Below are 17,325 nucleotides of genomic sequence, written 5' to 3' on the forward strand. Positions count from 1 at the left end.
GTCGTGCCCGGCATTCACTCCGAGGCCAGCCTGCGTGGCCGCCACAGCCGCATCGGCGTAGCGCTGCAATTGAGTGGCGTGGTCGGGGGTGCCAAAACTGGCGGCATAAGGCTCGGTGTACAACTCCACCCGGTCAGCCCCCGCGGCGCGGGCAGCAGCCATTTGTGCGGGGATGGGGTCCATGAACAGGCTCACCCGCAAACCCAGCGCCCGGCATTCGTCAATCAGGGGTTTCAGGCGCTCGGCGTCCTGCGGAAAGGTCCAGCCGTGGTCGCTGGTGAACTGGCCTTCGCTGTCGGGCACAAAGGTCACTTGGTGCGGGCGCGCGGCACGCACATGGTCCATCAGGTTGTGAAAGGGGTTGCCCTCAATGTTGAACTCGCGATCGGGCCAGGCCTTCATCAAGGCGGTCAGCTCGGGCACATCGCTGGCGCGGATGTGCCGTTCATCGGGTCGGGGGTGGATGGTGATGCCGTTGGCACCGGCTTGCAGGCACAACTCGGCCGCGCGGGCAACGCTGGGGATGCCCAGGTGGCGGGAGTTGCGCAGCAAAGCGACTTTGTTGACGTTGACCGACAGGGCCACGCATTGGGAAGAAGGGGTCGCAGAAGTGTTCATAAAGTTTGCAAGTCCAGCATCATTTGGCGGGTGCGCAACGCACCCACACCGCAATGGTAGTTGAGCATCAGGCGCAAGGGACGCTGCAACTGCACCAGCAGATCGGCACACTCGCGCAGCAAGGCGGCCAAGGGGTTGGGTGACGCCAGCGCCGCGTGCAGCGCCAGCCACTGTTCGCCGCACAAGGCGTGGCGCGGGTCGTCGCTCACCCACTGCAGCCCCGCCTCGGGTACAAGGGTGTAACTGTCTGTGAGAGACAAAGGCTTGAGGGCCAGGGTCTGCAGGTTCAGGGCGGGCAAGAGGCCCATTTCCTTGAGCAGCAGCAACTCAAAGCCACGCAAGGCCCACTGCAGCGCATCGGGGTCGCCACTGGCCAGCAGGCGCACGGCGGCCGCATACACCTCGAACAAAGCAGGATGGGGATCGTCGCGCGCGGTCAGGCGCATGAGCAGTTCATTGAGGTAATAACCGGACAGCAGGGCCTCGCCCGTGGGCATGACGTGCCCGCCCACCCATTCAGCCGACTTGAGGGTGCGGATATCGCCTTCGCCACCAAAAGCCAGCGACAAAGGCTGCAAGGGCAACAGCACAGGCCGAAAACTGGAACTGGGGCGCTTGGCACCCTTGGCCACCAGGGCCACCCGGCCGTGGTGGCGGGTGAACACTTCGAGGATCAGACTGGTTTCGCTCCAGTCGTAGCGGTGCAGCACATAGGCTGGCTCGTCTGCGATCCGCTTGGTGGCCATGGACGCAGTGCTTACTCGTAGCCAAAGCTGCGCACACGCGCTTCGTCATCGGCCCAGCCCGAGCGCACCTTGACCCACAGCTCGATGAACACCTTGGCGTCCAGCAGCTTTTCGAGCTCGACGCGGGTTTCAGTGCCGATGCGCTTGAGCTTTTCGCCCTTGTCACCGATCACCATGGCCTTGTGGCCTTCGCGTTCCACCACGATGGTGGCCGCGATGCGCAGCATGCGTTTGGCGGTGCGGCCCGCTTCTTCTTCGAACTTGTCGATCACCACGGTGGAGGTGTAGGGCAACTCGTCGCCGGTCAGGCGAAAGAGTTTTTCGCGCACCATCTCGCTGGCCAAAAATTTCTCGCTGCGGTCGGTCAGCTCATCCTCAGCATGCCACCAAGCTTGCTCGGGCAGGTATTTTTCGCAGATACCGAGCAAACGCACGATGTCTTTGGGCTGTTTGGCCGACATGGGCACAAATTCGTTGAATGCGTGGCGCTCTTGCATGCTTTGCAGCCAAGGCGCGATGTCGCCACGGCGGTGCACGTTGTCGAGTTTGTTGGCCACCAGCAGGACCGGAATGCCGGGCTTGAGCAGGGCCAGCACCTTGGCATCGGCCGTGGTGAAGCTGCCCGCCTCGACCACGAACAACACAAAGTCCACATCACTCACAACGCCCACCACGGTCTTGTTGAGCGACTTGTTGAGCGCGGTGCCATGGATGGTCTGGAAACCGGGCGTATCGACAAACACATACTGCGCAGCGCCTTGCGTACGAATGCCAGTGATGCGGTGGCGCGTGGTTTGGGCCTTGCGCGAGGTGATGCTGATTTTTTGGCCGACCAAGGCGTTGAGCAAAGTGGACTTGCCCACGTTGGGCTTGCCCACAATGGCGACCAAGCCGCAGCGCTGCCCTTCAACGGGCACAGGGGCTGGGGCGGCGGCCAGGGGCGGCAAGGCGGCGTCTTCCGAAGCATCGCGCGGCTGAATGGTCACGCCTGCGATTTGCACTGGGCGGCGCATGGTTTGCGCTTGCGCGGTGCACTTGGGCGAGGGTGTTGACTTGTCGGTGCTCATGCGGCGCTTTCGGATTTCAAGGTGAGCAGCATGGCGGCAGCCGCTGCTTGTTCGGCGGCGCGACGCGATGCGCCCGAGCCTTGTTGGGTTTGGCGCAATTCGGTCACCTCGCAAGAGACCTCGAACTGCTGACGGTGCGCCGCCCCGGAGGTACCCACCACCGTGTATTTGGGCAAGGCCAACTTGCGCCCTTGCAGCCACTCTTGCAACTCGGTCTTGGGGTCTTTGCCCACGGCCTGCATGTCGGGCTTGATGTCGACCTGGGCGAACAAGCGCTCGACCAGGTCTTGGGCCTCCTTGTAACCGCCGTCCAGGTACACCGCGCCAATGATGGCTTCCAGCGCATCGGCCAGAATGGACGGGCGGTTTTGGCCACCCGATCGCATCTCACCCTCGCCCAAGCGCATCACACCAGGCAAATCCAAGGTTTTGGCCAGTTGGTGCAGGGTGTCTTGCTTGACCAGGTTGGCCCGCACCCGCGACAAATCGCCCTCGGGCAAGCTGGCCAGTTGCACATACAGCAGGTTCGCCACGGCCAAATTAAGCACCGAGTCGCCCAAAAACTCGAGGCGCTCGTTGTGGTCGGCACTGAAGCTGCGGTGCGTGACCGCCTGCTGCAGCAAAGCTTGCTGGCGAAAGGCGTAGCCCAGCCGGACTTGCAACTCGGGCAAAGCAGGGGGATTGGCCACGCCCACCTCAGTCAAAAGCGCCGATGCGCTTGAGGTTGCCGAAGTTCATCCAGACAAAGAAGGCTTTGCCCACGATGTTGGCATCGGGCACGAATCCAAAGTAGCGCGAATCGAGCGAGTTGTCGCGGTTGTCGCCCATCATGAAGTAATGACCTGCAGGCACTTTGCAAGTCACGCCTTCGACGGTGTAGTTGCAGTTGTCGCGGCCCGCAAATTGGTCGGCACCCGGCACAAAGGCCGGACGGTCATCGTCCTGCAGCGTTTGATGCGGTTTGGCCCCAAGGGTTTCGCGGCGCTGCTTGGAGTAGCGCATGGTGGAGTCATCAAAAAAGTCGGGCAGCACTTCGGTGGGCACCGGTTTGCCGTTGATGGTCAGGCGTTTGTTCAAGTAAGCCACCTCATCACCCGGGAGCGCCACCACACGTTTGATGTAGTCCACGCTGGGCTTGGGGGGGTATCGAAACACCATCACATCGCCGCGCTGCACGGGCGTGCCTTCGGTCAACTTGGTATTGGCCACCGGCAAGCGAATGCCGTAATGGAATTTATTCACCAAGATCAGGTCGCCGATGTGCAGCGTCGGAATCATGGAGCCGGAAGGAATCTTGAAGGGTTCGAACAAGAACGAGCGCAGCACAAACACCACCACGATGACGGGGAAAAGTCCCGCCGTCCAGTCCAGCCACCAGGGCTGCATGAGCAGCTTTTCACGGCTTTCGCGGATGTCGGTGTCGACCTTGTCGATGCCCATTTTGGTCAATTCGGCGCGGCGCTGAGCGGTTTCGGCTTCGAGCTGCGCCACCGCTTTTTGGCGCTGAGGCAAAAAGAAGAAGCGCTCGGCCAGCCAATAAATACCAGTGACCACGGTGGCCAACAACAACAACAGAGCAAAGTTGCCCTCCAAGAAGCCCAGATACCAAGAACCGGCATAGCCGACAAAAGCGGCCAAAACCATCGACGTGATGAGTTGCATCAATCTTCCACCTGCAAAATGGCCAAGAACGCCTCTTGAGGCACCTCGACCGAACCGATTTGTTTCATCCGCTTTTTACCGGCCTTCTGCTTTTCGAGCAGCTTGCGTTTGCGCGAAATATCGCCACCGTAGCACTTGGCCAGCACGTTCTTGCGCAAGGCTTTGATGCTTTCACGGGCGATGATGTTGGCACCAATGGCCGCCTGAATCGCCACATCGAACATCTGGCGGCTGATGATCTCGCGCATCTTGGCCACCACAGCGCGACCACGGTACTGTGATTGTGAGCGGTGCACGATGATGGACAAGGCATCGACCTTTTCGCCGTTGAGCAAAATGTCAACCTTCACCACGTCGGACGCCCGGAATTCCTTGAACTCGTAATCCATGGACGCGTAGCCGCGGCTGACCGATTTGAGCTTGTCAAAGAAGTCCAGCACGATCTCGCCCAGCGGCATTTCATAGGTCAGCATGACCTGGCGGCCGTGGTAGGCCATGTTGAGCTGCACACCACGTTTTTGATTGGCCAGTGTCATCACCGGGCCGACATAGTCCTGCGGCATGTACAAATGCACCGTCACAATGGGCTCGCGTATTTCCTGCAGCTTGCCTTGGTCGGGCATCTTGGACGGGTTCTCGACCATGACGACTTCGCCACCCGGCTGGACCACTTGGTACACGACGCTGGGCGCCGTGGTGATCAGGTCCTGGTCAAACTCGCGCTCCAGACGTTCCTGCACGATTTCCATGTGCAATAAGCCTAGAAAGCCGCAGCGGAAACCAAAGCCAAGCGCTTGTGAGACTTCCGGCTCGTAATGCAAAGACGCATCGTTGAGCTTGAGCTTTTCCAGCGCATCGCGCAGGCCGTCATATTGGTTGGCCTCGGTCGGGTACAAACCAGCAAACACTTGGGGCTGAATTTCCTTAAAACCGGGCAAGGCTTCGCTGGCTGGCCCAAGGTTGTTGGGCAGCTTCTTTTCCAGGGTAACGGTGTCGCCCACTTTGGCCGCCTGCAGCTCCTTGATGCCCGCAATGATGTAACCCACCTCGCCCGCTTTGAGCGATTCGCGTGGCTGGTTGGCAGGGGTGAACACGCCCAGACTGCCCACTTCGTACACCGCATTGCTGGCCATCATGCGGATGCGCTCGTTTTTGAGAAACTGGCCATCGACCACGCGCACCAACATGACCACACCCACATAGGTGTCGAACCAGCTGTCGATGATCATGGCGCGCAGCGGCGCATCCGGGTTGCCCTTGGGCGGCGGAATGCGGGCGACCACGGCTTCGAGAATTTCTTCAATGCCCATGCCGGTCTTGGCCGAGCAAGGAATCGCATCGGTTGCATCGATGCCGATCACATCTTCCACTTCGGTGCGGGCGTTATCGGGATCTGCATTGGGCAAATCCATTTTGTTGAGCACCGGCACCACCTCCACACCCAAATCGAGCGCGGTGTAGCAGTTGGCCACGGTCTGCGCTTCCACGCCCTGGCTGGCATCCACCACCAACAAGGCACCTTCACAGGCCGACAGGGATCGCGACACCTCATACGAGAAGTCCACATGCCCAGGGGTGTCGATCAGGTTGAGGTTGTAGATTTGACCGTCTTGGGCTTTGTACTGCAGCGCAGCCGTTTGCGCCTTGATGGTGATGCCGCGTTCTTTTTCGATGTCCATCGAATCCAACACCTGCGCTTGCATGTCGCGCGCATCCAAGCCACCACAGTGTTGAATCAAGCGATCGGCCAGCGTGGATTTGCCATGGTCAATGTGGGCAATGATCGAAAAATTTCTGATGTGATTCATCAAGGAAGTTCTGCAAGTGTTTGTGGATCAACGATCCAGAAAAGAAAAAAGGGCGCGTCTGGTGGCGACGCGCCCTGAACCAACAATCAATGGCAACTGCGATAGTTGGGACTTCATTGTAGGCAAATTGGCCCAATCGCACAGCCCCGCTACCGGGTTAGGCAGGTCGTTGCTGTTATGCAACATGATACTTATCAACAACTTATCCACAATTGGTGATGCAAGCGAGTGAACAACTTGTGGGCTGTCTGTGGATCATCGGTGGACACATGCGGCAAATCCCGCATGGTGAATCAAGACCTGCTCTATATGCCATGAATGAGGGTTCAAGACGGTTGATTTTATCCAAATTCGGCATGAGGCCCTCAAAATGTTAGCAAATACGAACTTCACAAATATTTTCGAACGCCGCCCCAGCCTCCCTGAAAAATGAGGTTTGTACCCAACAACCCCAAAACCACAGGGGTTTCAGGGTTGCCAAACTTGCAATCGATCAAGGAGCAGGTCGAATCAGCACATATTGCGCCCCATCGCCCCGGCGGATCAGCACACTGACCGGGCGGGTTTTGTCGATGCGCGCCATCAGCGACTCAAACACCTGCACAGAGCTGACGTCGGTGTTGGCCACCGCCAAAATCAGGTCGCCCTCGCGAATGCCTGCCCGTGCGGAAGCGTCCACTGCGGCGTCGACCCGCACACCTGCACGAACACGCGCTTCTTTCTTTTGGGCCTCGCTCAAGTCACTCAAGCTCAGGCCCAGGTGGGCGATCTTGACGGGCGGGGTTTTCTTCTCGGGTGTGGCGGTGGCCACTTTTTCTGGCTCGATTTCGGCCACCGTGACCTTCAGGTCCTGGGTTGCGCCTCGGCGGAAAACCGTCAACACCACTTGGCTGCCGGGTTTGGTGTTGCCCACCGCGCGCGGCAGATCAGCGGGTTTTTCAATCGGCTTGCCATCAAAACGGGTGATGATGTCACCCGCCTCGATGCCAGCTTTTTCGGCTGGCGAACCGTCTTCCACGCCGCGCACCAACACGCCTTGCGCTTTGCCCAAACCAATCGACTCGGCCACTTCTTTGGTCACTGGCGCAATTTGAACCCCAATGCGGCCACGGCTGACCCGGCCCGAGGACCTCAGCTGCTCACTGACCCGCATGGCCTCGTCCATAGGAATGGCAAACGAGATACCCATGAAACCACCAGAGCGGGAATAAATCTGGCTGTTGATGCCCACCACTTCGCCGCGCATGTTGATCAACGGGCCGCCCGAGTTGCCGGGGTTGATGGCCACATCGGTCTGAATGAAGGGCAAGTAGTCACCGGTGTCGCGCTGCTTGGCGCTGACAATACCCGCCGTGACGGTGTTCTCCAGGCCAAAAGGTGACCCAATGGCCATGACCCACTCGCCCACTCGCAGGCGGTTGACGTCGCCCACTTTGACAGCGGGCAGTCCAGTCGCCTGAATTTTGACGACCGCCACATCGGTGCGCTTGTCGGCCCCCACAATTCGCGCCTTGAATTCGCGTTTGTCGGTCAGGGTCACCATCACCTCATCGGCCCCGTCGACCACATGCGCGTTGGTCATGATGTAACCGTCAGCGCTCAAAATGAAGCCCGAACCCACGCCCCGGGGTTGGGCTTCTTGCTCGGGCCGGTTTTGCCGTGGACCCTGGCGTGGTGCGTTGGGCATGGGCACGCCAAAAAAGCGGCGAAACAGCTCCTGCATTTCTTCGTCCTGCCCGCCAGCGCCGGGCGTGTTGGAGCGCACTTTTTCAAGGGTTCGGATGTTCACTACCGAAGGCCCAACCTGCTCCACCAAATCGGTGAAGTCGGGCAAACCACGGACCAAGGCGGCCGGGGCTTGCGCCAGGGCTGCAGATGTGGACACCATGGCCCCTCCTGTCAGCAGTGCAATGACCATACAGGCCGATGCGGCCGTCCTCGTCCATTTGTTGTTCAGCACAAAAAGCCTCCTTGTATCGGTCTAAACCGGATTCCATCGCCATGACAGATGCGGGTGAAATCGGTCATTTCAAGCCGCATTAAACACGCTCTTGCGGTCTCCCGCCTGACAGCGAAACCGTCTTCGGGCGCGAATATACAGCGCATCTAAATCCATGCCACTTTGAGGGCATCGCGCCCGCCTGAACCCAGGCGCTGGCCCGTCGTCCCTGTGCACGGCCCTGCGCGTCCAGTGGCTGCACCCACAACAACAGGCCTTGGCCAGTGTCCAGGCCCACCGAGACGGCAACGGCCTGGGCCTGATCGAACGTGTCTGCATCGGCTTGCCAAAACCAGGCATCGCCGCTCCAGCCCAAACGTCCTAGGGTCAAGGCTTGCCTGGGAGCCCAAAGCGCCGCGGACAAAGCACATGTGGCCCACATCAACCAACCGAAACACAAGGTGGGGCCTGTGACCCGTGTTTGTATTTGCCAGCCGACCATGCCCACGGCTGAAAGCGCGCAGACGGCCACCAGCAAAATGCGGCCAGCAGCAAAACGCCCCACCGGGTAAACCACAGGCGGGGCGATGTTCATGGCTTGAACCTTGACTGCTGGGCGCTCAGAGGCGTTTGAACACCAAAGAGCCGTTGGTGCCGCCGAAACCGAAATTGTTCTTCAAGGCCACATCGATTTTGAGGTCGCGTGCGGTGTTGGCACAGTAGTCCAGATCGCACTCTGGGTCGGGGTTGACCAAGTTGATGGTCGGCGGTACTTTTTGATGGTGCAGCGCCAGCACGGTGAACACGCTCTCGATGCCGCCGGCGCCACCCAACAGGTGACCGGTCATGGACTTGGTGGAGCTGATCACGGTTTTGTATGCGTGGTCGCCCAAAGCCGCCTTGATGGCATGGGTTTCGTTGATGTCCCCCAGCGGCGTGGAGGTCCCGTGTGCGTTCAGGTAATCGATCTGGTCGGCATGGATACCGGCATTGCGCATGGCGTTGATCATGGCGCGGCGCGGGCCGTCCATGCTGGGCGCGGTCATGTGACCGGCGTCAGCACTCATACCATAACCAGACAGCTCGGCATAGATTTTGGCGCCACGGGCCTTGGCGTGTTCGTACTCTTCGAGCACCATCACACCCGCGCCTTCGCCCAGCACAAAACCATCGCGGTCTTTGTCCCAAGGGCGGGAGGCTGCTGTGGGGTCATCGTTGCGGGTTGACAAGGCGCGCATGGCGGCAAACCCTCCCACACCCAAAGGCGACACGGTGCCTTCAGAACCGCCTGCGATCATCACGTCGGCATCGCCGTATTCGATCAAGCGACCGGCTTCGCCAATGCTGTGCAAGCCTGTGGTGCACGCAGTCACAACAGCCAAGTTGGGGCCCTTGAAGCCATGGCGCATCGAGACATGGCCCGAAATCATGTTGATGATCGAGGCAGGTACAAAAAATGGGGAGATGCGCCGCGCGCCGCGCGCCACGTACTCAATGTGGGTGTCTTCGATCAGCGGCAAGCCGCCAATGCCCGAACCAATCACAACACCCGTGCGGCAAGCCTCTTCCTCACCCAGCGCGTCGCCTGATGGCAAACCGGCGTCTTGAATCGCCTGAGCCGCAGCAGCAATGCCGTAATGGATGAATCGGTCCATCGTCCGCGCCTCTTTGGCGCTGATGTAGGACTCAAGGTCAAAATTCTTGACTTCACCCACGATCCGGCACGACATGGCTGAAGCGTCAAATCGGGTGATGGGACCAATGCCGGATTGACCGGCGATCAGGTTGGACCATGCCTCAGCCACCGTGTTGCCCACGGGGCTGATGCATCCCAAACCCGTGACTACAACGCGGCGCCGGGTCATCGTCGATCAGGCCTTCTTGCTTTGGGCGTAGTCGATCGCAGCTTGCACCGTGGTGATTTTTTCTGCGTCTTCGTCAGGAATTTCGATGCCGAACTCGTCTTCGAGGGCCATCACCAGTTCCACCGTGTCCAGGGAGTCTGCACCCAAATCGGCCACGAAGGCTTTTTCGTTGGTGACTTGTGACTCTTCAACGCCGAGTTGCTCAGCAATGATTTTCTTGACACGTGCTTCGATATCGCTCATGGGGTCCCTCTGAGGGTTGTGAAAAATGAAGATTTTACCTGTCCGGAACGAGGTTCTGGAAATCAGGCCATGAACATGCCACCATTGACATGCAATTCCTGACCCGTGACATAGCCGGCACCCGGACCTGCAAGGTAAGCCACCGCGTGGGCGATGTCATCGGGTTGGCCCAAATGGCCCAGAGGAATCTGGCCCAATAAAGCTCTTTGTTGTTCTTCGGGCAGGCTGGCGGTCATGTCGGTTTCAATGAAACCGGGTGCCACGCAATTGACCGTGATGTTGCGGCTACCCAGCTCGCGGGCCAGCGCTCGGGTCATGCCCGCGACACCCGCCTTGGCCGCAGCGTAGTTGGCTTGGCCGGGGTTGCCGGAGGCGCCCACCACGCTGGTGATGCTGATGATGCGGCCATAGCGCTGTTTCATCATGGGGCGCATCACGGCGCGGCTCATGCGAAACACCGCCTTGAGGTTGGTGTCCAGTACCGCATCCCAATCGTCGTCCTTCATGCGCATGGCCAAGGTGTCGCGGGTGATGCCTGCGTTGTTGACCAGCACCTGCAAACCGCCGTGCTCTTTGACGATGGCGTCGATCAGCGCAGCGCCAGCGTCGGCGTCATTGACATTCAGGGTAGCCCCCCGGCTGCTTGGGAAAGCCGACAGGGCCTGACTGATCTTGGCGGCACCCTCATCGCTGGTGGCGGTGCCGATCACCACATAGCCTTGTTGAGCCAGATGCAATGCGATGGATGCGCCGATGCCACGCGATGCGCCCGTGACCAGTGCCATTTGTTTTTGTGCTTCGCTCATAACAGGATTCCTTTGACTTCAGCCAGCGTGGCGGGGTCGTACAGCGCCAAGCCGTTCAATTCGGTGTCAATGCGCTTGGTCATGCCCGCCAGCACTTTGCCAGGGCCGCACTCGACCACGGTATTGATGCCACGGGCCTTGATGGCCTGCACGCATTCCACCCAGCGCACCGGGCCAAAGGCCTGACGGTACAGCGCGTCGCGAATGCGGTCAGCGTCGGTTTCGATAGCCACATCGATGTTGTTGAGCACCGGGATCTGCGGCACCCCCAAGGCCAAGGTGGCCAGTTTTTCGCGCAGCTTTTCAGCGGCGGGCTTCATCAGACTCGAGTGGAATGGGGCCGACACGGGCAAGATCAGCGCGCGCTTGGCGCCCATGCCTTTGAGCACTTCGCAGGCTTTGTCTACTGCGGCTTTGCTGCCAGCGATCACGGTTTGCGCGGCGTCGTTGAAGTTCGCAGCCTCCACCACTTCGGCGCTGCCTGCCGGGAAAGTGGCTTGCGCCTGCTGGCAGCCGGCGATGACTTTGTCCGAAGCCAAGCCCAAAATGGCGGCCATGGCCCCAACGCCCACGGGCACAGCTTCTTGCATGGCAGCGGCGCGCAGGCGCACCAAGGGCGCAGCTTGCGTGAGTGTCAACACACTCGAAGCCACCAGGGCGCTGTACTCGCCCAAGGAGTGACCGGCCAACACTAACGGCTTGGCGCCGCCTTCAGCCAACCAAGCGCGGTAAGCTGCCACCGCCGACACCAGCATCACCGGTTGGGTGTTGGTGGTCATGGCCAGCGCTTCTTTGGGGCCTTCGCGGATCAACTGGGCGATGTCTTCGCCCAAGGCGTCAGAAGCTTCTTGGAGGGTTTCGTGCACCACAGGGTGATCGCCCCAGGCGTCCAACATGCCCACTGCTTGGGAGCCTTGGCCGGGAAAAACAAAAGCAAATGAGGTCATGTGCAAATGGAGTAGGTGTCAAAAATCAAGGTCAGCGTGCCGCGCATCTAAGACCCAAACCTGTCAAAGCGATCGCGCATCAATAACGCAACAGGACCGAGCCCCAAGTGAAGCCACCACCCACGCCTTCGAGCATGAGGGTCTGGCCACGCTGGATGCGCCCGTCGCGCACAGCCGTGTCCAGCGCCAGCGGAATCGAGGCGGCCGAGGTGTTGCCATGCTGATCCACCGTCACCACCACCTTGTCAGCGCTCATCTTTAGCTTTTTGGCGGTGCTTTGCATGATGCGGATGTTGGCTTGGTGCGGGATCAGCCAGTCGATGTCGGCTTCGGTCAAATGGGCCTTGGCCAGACTGGCACGGGCCGTGTCTTCCAGCACACCCACCGCCAGTTTGAAAACAGCTTGGCCGTCCATCTTGAGCACGGGATCCCCCAAAATATCGCCCCGATTGACGTGCCCTGGTACGCACAAAATGTCTTTGTACTTGCCGTCAGCGTGCAAATCGGTGGCCAAAATGCCGGGCTGTTCGGACGCCTCAAGCACGACCGCGCCTGCGCCATCACCGAACAACACGCAAGTGGTTCTGTCTTTGAAGTCCAAAATGCGGCTGAAAACTTCTGCGCCAATGACCAGCGCCCGCTTTGCCGAGCCGGTCTGGATCATGGCCTCTGCCACCGTCAGCGCATAAATGAACCCGCTGCACACGGCCTGAACGTCAAACGCCGGACAGCCTGCGGTGCCCAGTTTGTTTTGCACCATGGTCGCCACCGACGGGAACACCATGTCGGGCGTGGACGTACCCACAATGATCAGATCGATGTCGTTCGCTGACAGGCCGGCAGCATCCAAAGCTTTGCGAGCGGCTTCTGTGGCCAGATCACTGCACCCCTGATGGTCGGCAGCAAAGTGCCGGGCACGGATACCCGTGCGCTCCACGATCCAGTCGTCGGAAGTTTCAACCCCTTGCTGCGCCAACTCGGCGGCCAGATCGGCATTGCTCAGGCGGTTTTCAGGCAAGTAGCTGCCGGTGCCAATGATGCGTGAATAAATTCTCATAGGGATGTGACCACTGGTTCAGCCCGCTCGGCCTGCGCCCCCATCAACAAAGGGGCGGCATGGGCGATGCGCTCACGAACGCGGTCCAGCAATTGGTTTCGGCCTGCATCATAAGCCCGGTTCAAGGCAGTCTCAAAAGCCACCTCGTCAGCCGAGCCGTGGCTCTTGAACACAAGTCCACGCAAACCCAGCAAAGCCGCGCCGTTGTAGCGTCGATGGTCCACACGATTTTTAAATGCAGATAGAACGGGGTAAGCCAAAATTGCGACCATTTTGGTAAAAATGTTGCGTGAAAATTCATTTTTCAAAAAGCCACCGATCATGGTGGCCAGGCCTTCACTCGCTTTCAGCGCCACGTTGCCGACAAAGCCATCGCAGACCACGATGTCGACCGTGCCCTTGAAAATATCATTGCCTTCGACATTGCCATGAAAGCTCAAATCGCCAGAATTGGCAGCTGATCGCAACAATTCACCTGCTTTTTTGATGATTTCGTTGCCTTTGATCGCTTCTTCACCAATATTAAGCAGACCAACCGTGGGCTGCTCCTTGTTTTGCAAAACGGAAACAAGCGCCGAACCCATCACCGCAAATTGGAGCAAATGCTCGGGTGTGCAGTCCACATTGGCGCCCAAATCGAGCATGGTGGTGCCGCCGCCCTTGAAGTTGGGCATCTGGCCCGCAATGGCAGGACGGTCAATGCCCTCCATGGTCTTGAGCACATAACGGGCAATGGCCATCAAGGCCCCGGTGTTTCCAGCAGACACAGCGGCAGCGGCCTTGCCATCGCGCACTTGCTCGATGGCCACCCGCATGGACGAGTCTTTTTTCTTGCGCAAAGCCACTTCAAGTGGGTCGTTCATTTCCACCACTTCGCTGGCAGCCACCACCTCAGCGCGGGGATCGGAGAAGGACGCCAAGTCCTCTTTGCGACCCACCAAAAGCAGACGGGCATCGGGGTGTTTGGCCAAAAAATGTCGGCAAGCCACCAGCGTGACGCGGGGACCGTGGTCGCCACCCATGCAATCGACTGCCAGTGTGATCGGGTTGGGCGAGGTCATGGAATCCTTGGGCTGAAAACCGGGCAATACAAAGCAAAAGCCACAAAAACAAAAGCCCGAGGCTACTCAAAAAAGTAGCGCCGGGCCTCTTGAGGCTTGAGGGCTGACGCCGATCAGGCTTCTGACTTGTTCTTCAGCACTTGGCGGCCACGGTAAAAACCGTTGGGGCTGATGTGGTGACGCAGGTGTGTTTCGCCTGTGGTGGGTTCAACAGCAATGCCCGGCACATTCAGGGCATTGTGCGAACGGTGCATGCCGCGCTTAGAGGGCGATTTTTTGTTTTGCTGAACGGCCATGATGGCTCCTTGGAAACTTGTGGAGGCCGCGCCAATGACAACGCAGCTTCTGGTTGATGAGAGTGTCACCCGGAAGAACTGGGCGAAGCCATTGAGTATAACCCAAGCTGGCCCCGAAAGGCTACAGACTTATGGCCTCTTTAATTGGACTTGTCTGTTTTCAGACCCGCAAGAACCCCAAAAGGGTTGGGTCGCTGCGCGGCAAATTCGAATTCTGGGTCGGCCACAGACATCGGCAGCGCTTGGGGGCACTCCTCGTGCAAAGGCACCAGGGGCAAGGACAAAATCAACTCGTCTTCGATCAGTGCCAGTGCGTCAAAGTCGCGGCTGATCACCAAAATGTCTTCTTCGGCCTCATCGTCCAGCGCCATCGCTGTGGCTTCATCGGCGGCAAAACGAAAACGCCGTTCGGCCTGCACCGTCTCCAGCACCGGCGTCAGGCAGCGCTGGCATTGCATAGGCAAATTCACCCACGCTTTCAAATCCAGCCAGATCTGGTCAGCACCGCCAGATTGCGGGACCGATCGACCTTGCAGTTGCCAAACCACAGGCCCTGCAGGCAAGTCACTGCCGAACAATTCCTGAGACAAGCGCGGCCAATCGGCCAGCACGCCCTGCCCATACAGGCTGCACGCGTCACGGGCAAAAGTCACCATATCGAGGTGTTGGGGGTCCAATTTTTTTTCCATCACTGCAGTGTAAGAGAATCACCCATCCGAATTTCACCAAGGCCAGCGCTTTGACTTCGATCTTGACCACCTCTGCCTCCCCTGTCCGTCCATTGGTGCTGGGCTCGACCTCCCCTTACCGGCGCGAACTGCTCGAGCGCCTGCGCATCCCTTTTGTTGTCAGCGCGCCCGGTGTGGACGAAACACCCCATCCCGGCGAAGCGCCTCAGGCCTTGGCCCGACGACTGGCCCTGGCCAAAGCCCGGGCCGTGGCGGCTTTGCACCCCGAGGCGGTGGTGATTGGCTCGGACCAGGTGGCCGATTTGGCGGGCCAACCCCTGGGCAAGCCAGGCGAACACGCGCGTGCCGTGGAGCAGCTGCGCCAGATGCGCGGCCAGACAGTGATTTTTCAGACCGCGCTGGCCGTGGTCTGCCTGGCCAGCGGCTTTGAAGAAGTGGACTTGGCCGAGGTCCGTGTGGTCTTTCGTGACTTGAGTGACGAAGACATCGAGGCTTATTTGCAGGCTGAAAAACCCTACGACTGCGCAGGCAGCGCCAAAAGCGAGGGTTTGGGGATTGCGTTGCTGGAATCCATCGACAACGACGACCCGACTGCCCTGATCGGGTTGCCGCTGATCCGCACCGCGCGTTTGCTGCGCAAAGCTGGGGTCAAACTGCTGTGAGCGCCGCCCCACGCCCCAAAGGCCGCCTGTTTTTGGTGCCCACGCCCCTGGACTTTGGCTGTGCCGAGCAATCCCCCATCACCGAGGTGCTGCCCACCAGCACCCTGGCCACTGCCGCAGGCATCCAGCATTGGGTCTGCGAGAACGCCAAGAGCACCCGCGCCTTCCTCAAGCGCGTGGGTCAAACGCATCCGCTGATCGCCCCCCTGCCCGAACAAAGCATCACCGAATTGCCCCGTCATGTCCACAAAAAAGGCGACCACCAATCGGGCTTTGACGGCAAACCTTTGCTGGCCGCCGCCTTGCAGGGACACGATATGGGACTGGTGAGCGAAGCGGGCATGCCCGCTGTGGCGGACCCGGGCAGTTCGGTGGTGCGGGCCGCCCACGATCTGGGCATCGGCGTGGTGCCTATGGTGGGTCCGGTGTCTTTGTTGCTGGCTTTGGCCGCCAGCGGCCTCAATGGCCAGAACTTCGCCTTTGTAGGTTACTTGCCGCAAGAGGCGAGCGAGCGGGCCGCCCGCTTGAAGCAACTGGAGTCGTTGGCGCTCAAAACCGGGCAAACCCAGTTGTGGATCGAAACCCCCTACCGCAACGCGGCCATGCTCGACGGCCTGCTGCAGAGCCTGAACGCCAACACACGCCTGGCCATATCCAGTGGCTTGACACTGCCGTCCGCCCATCTTCAGAGCCACACGGTCGCACAATGGAAAAAGGGCCTCAAAGGCCCTGATGGACACACGCCCGCGGTTTACGCTATCGGGCCTTGAACGGTGCCTCAGCGCAAAGCAGCGCCCGCCGTGCGGATGGCACGCACGCTGCCCTCGCCCACGGCCACACCAAAGCGCTTGACCAACCGCTCGGCCACGTTTTCGCGTTGCGTGTAGTCGATCACGTCAGGGGCCTTGACCACTTCACGGGCCACGCCATCCACACTGCCCAGGCTGTCGGCCAAGCCCAGATCCACGGCCTGCTGGCCGCTCCAGAACAAACCGCTGAACAGCTCTGGCGTGGCTTTGAGCCGATCACCCCGGCCTTTTTTGACCACGTCGATGAATTGGGCGTGAATCTGGTTGAGCATGGCTTGGGCGTGTAGGCGTTGCGGCTGAGTTTGCGGACTGAAAGGGTCCAAAAAGCCCTTGTTTTCACCAGCCGTCATCAAGCGCCGCTCCACGCCCAACTTGTCCATTAGCCCGGTGAAACCAAAACCGTCCATCAAAACACCAATGCTGCCCACCAGACTGGCCTTGTCGACATAAATCTGGTCGGCTGCAGCGGCAATGTAATAAGCCGCCGAGGCGCAAGACTCCTCGACCACCGCATAAATCGGTTTGTTGTGCAGGGCACGCAGTCGCGTGATTTCATCGTTGATGAGACCGGCTTGCACCGGGCTGCCGCCGGGCGAATTGATGAGCAAGATCAAGGCTTGCGAGCCCGGGTCTTCCAGTGCCGTGCGCATGGACGACATGATGTTTTGCGCACTGGCTTCGGTGCCTGGGCCGATTTCACCTTGAATGGTGACCATGGCCGTGTGCGGAAAACTGGTGTTGTTTCCAGGTGAATTAAAACTAAAAACCAGCCAGACCACGACGCCCAAAAAGAGCAACCAGGCCAATCGCATCCCTGACTTCCACCGGCGCTGTGTTTGCTGCTCCTTGAGGTTCGCAAAAGCCAGGTCCGCCAAGGTTTTACGGGCCCAATTTTCGTCGACGGGATGGCGCACCGGGGCTTGGGCGGGCATCGGGTCAGAAACAGCTTGTGCGGGAGCGGGCGCGGACGTACTGTCCTGGGGGTCTTGCATGTTCAAAATTTAAGGGGTTTCAAGTTGTAGGCAGTATGCCAGTGAACCACGCCGTCAC

The 17,325-nt window shown here is 59.6% G+C and carries 19 protein-coding genes; 2 read left to right on the forward strand and 17 right to left on the reverse strand.

The window, feature by feature from the left end:
- The 16 genes from Q0O99_RS16355 to Q0O99_RS16430 all read right to left on the reverse strand — a co-directional run.
- Positions 1 to 618 (reverse strand): pyridoxine 5'-phosphate synthase (locus Q0O99_RS16355; protein WP_293753038.1); only part of this gene is annotated, 618 nt, incomplete at its 3' end.
- The gene (gene recO, locus Q0O99_RS16360; RefSeq protein ID WP_293753039.1) at positions 615 to 1,364 is read right to left on the reverse strand and encodes a DNA repair protein RecO; all 750 of its coding nucleotides are present in this window, start codon (positions 1,362 to 1,364) and stop codon (positions 615 to 617) included. The genes recO and Q0O99_RS16355, both read right to left, overlap by 4 nt.
- An 11-nt stretch (positions 1,365 to 1,375) precedes the next feature.
- A complete protein-coding gene (gene era / locus Q0O99_RS16365; protein ID WP_293753040.1) occupies positions 1,376 to 2,431 on the reverse strand; it encodes a GTPase Era in 1,056 nt (351 codons plus the stop codon).
- Positions 2,428 to 3,102, reverse strand: coding sequence for a ribonuclease III (gene rnc / locus Q0O99_RS16370; protein ID WP_293753053.1), 675 nt, complete (start codon positions 3,100 to 3,102; stop codon positions 2,428 to 2,430). The genes era and rnc overlap by 4 nt, the downstream gene beginning before the upstream one ends.
- 25 nt (positions 3,103 to 3,127) lie before the next feature.
- On the reverse strand, positions 3,128 to 4,093 hold the full coding sequence (lepB, locus tag Q0O99_RS16375; RefSeq protein ID WP_293753041.1) for a signal peptidase I: 966 nt from the start codon (positions 4,091 to 4,093) through the stop codon (positions 3,128 to 3,130).
- Entirely contained in the window at positions 4,093 to 5,901 is a 1,809-nt protein-coding gene (gene lepA, locus Q0O99_RS16380) for a translation elongation factor 4 (RefSeq protein ID WP_293753042.1), read from the reverse strand. The genes lepB and lepA overlap by 1 nt, the downstream gene beginning before the upstream one ends.
- 493 nt (positions 5,902 to 6,394) lie before the next feature.
- Positions 6,395 to 7,789: a DegQ family serine endoprotease gene (locus Q0O99_RS16385; RefSeq protein WP_293753043.1), complete on the reverse strand. Its 1,395-nt coding sequence runs from the start codon at positions 7,787 to 7,789 to the stop codon at positions 6,395 to 6,397.
- Positions 7,790 to 7,940: 151 nt separating this feature from the next.
- Positions 7,941 to 8,435: a hypothetical protein gene (locus tag Q0O99_RS16390; RefSeq protein WP_293753044.1), complete on the reverse strand. Its 495-nt coding sequence runs from the start codon at positions 8,433 to 8,435 to the stop codon at positions 7,941 to 7,943.
- A gap of 25 nt (positions 8,436 to 8,460) precedes the next feature.
- On the reverse strand, positions 8,461 to 9,705 hold the full coding sequence (fabF, locus tag Q0O99_RS16395) for a beta-ketoacyl-ACP synthase II (RefSeq protein WP_293753045.1): 1,245 nt from the start codon (positions 9,703 to 9,705) through the stop codon (positions 8,461 to 8,463).
- Between the two features lie 6 nt (positions 9,706 to 9,711).
- Positions 9,712 to 9,948: an acyl carrier protein gene (acpP, locus tag Q0O99_RS16400; RefSeq protein ID WP_019427049.1), complete on the reverse strand. Its 237-nt coding sequence runs from the start codon at positions 9,946 to 9,948 to the stop codon at positions 9,712 to 9,714.
- A 62-nt stretch (positions 9,949 to 10,010) separates the two neighbouring features.
- Positions 10,011 to 10,754, reverse strand: a complete 744-nt coding sequence (fabG, locus tag Q0O99_RS16405; protein WP_293753046.1) for a 3-oxoacyl-ACP reductase FabG — start codon at positions 10,752 to 10,754, stop codon at positions 10,011 to 10,013.
- Positions 10,751 to 11,701, reverse strand: a complete 951-nt coding sequence (gene fabD, locus Q0O99_RS16410) for an ACP S-malonyltransferase (RefSeq protein WP_293753047.1) — start codon at positions 11,699 to 11,701, stop codon at positions 10,751 to 10,753. The genes fabG and fabD overlap by 4 nt, the downstream gene beginning before the upstream one ends.
- Before the next feature lie 79 nt (positions 11,702 to 11,780).
- Positions 11,781 to 12,758: a beta-ketoacyl-ACP synthase III gene (locus tag Q0O99_RS16415; protein ID WP_293753048.1), complete on the reverse strand. Its 978-nt coding sequence runs from the start codon at positions 12,756 to 12,758 to the stop codon at positions 11,781 to 11,783.
- Positions 12,755 to 13,819, reverse strand: coding sequence for a phosphate acyltransferase PlsX (gene plsX / locus Q0O99_RS16420; RefSeq protein WP_293753049.1), 1,065 nt, complete (start codon positions 13,817 to 13,819; stop codon positions 12,755 to 12,757). Before plsX ends, Q0O99_RS16415 begins: the two co-directional genes overlap by 4 nt.
- 113 nt (positions 13,820 to 13,932) lie before the next feature.
- Positions 13,933 to 14,115: a 50S ribosomal protein L32 gene (gene rpmF, locus Q0O99_RS16425; protein ID WP_005794249.1), complete on the reverse strand. Its 183-nt coding sequence runs from the start codon at positions 14,113 to 14,115 to the stop codon at positions 13,933 to 13,935.
- 140 nt (positions 14,116 to 14,255) lie between these two features.
- On the reverse strand, positions 14,256 to 14,804 hold the full coding sequence (locus Q0O99_RS16430) for a YceD family protein (protein ID WP_293753050.1): 549 nt from the start codon (positions 14,802 to 14,804) through the stop codon (positions 14,256 to 14,258).
- Positions 14,805 to 14,866: 62 nt separating this feature from the next.
- On the opposite strand from Q0O99_RS16430, the gene Q0O99_RS16435 reads away from it, so the two are divergent.
- On the forward strand, positions 14,867 to 15,466 hold the full coding sequence (locus Q0O99_RS16435; protein ID WP_293753051.1) for a Maf family nucleotide pyrophosphatase: 600 nt from the start codon (positions 14,867 to 14,869) through the stop codon (positions 15,464 to 15,466).
- On the forward strand, positions 15,463 to 16,236 hold the full coding sequence (locus Q0O99_RS16440) for an SAM-dependent methyltransferase (protein WP_293753052.1): 774 nt from the start codon (positions 15,463 to 15,465) through the stop codon (positions 16,234 to 16,236). Before Q0O99_RS16435 ends, Q0O99_RS16440 begins: the two co-directional genes overlap by 4 nt.
- A gap of 8 nt (positions 16,237 to 16,244) precedes the next feature.
- Here Q0O99_RS16440 and Q0O99_RS16445 read toward each other — a convergent pair whose 3' ends face one another.
- Positions 16,245 to 17,207: a S49 family peptidase gene (locus Q0O99_RS16445; protein ID WP_293753054.1), complete on the reverse strand. Its 963-nt coding sequence runs from the start codon at positions 17,205 to 17,207 to the stop codon at positions 16,245 to 16,247.
- Positions 17,208 to 17,325: the final 118 nt, after the last annotated feature.

Source organism: Limnohabitans sp. Rim8 (assembly GCF_945901735.1).
In the GTDB taxonomy this organism is placed as follows: domain Bacteria; phylum Pseudomonadota; class Gammaproteobacteria; order Burkholderiales; family Burkholderiaceae_C; genus Limnohabitans_A.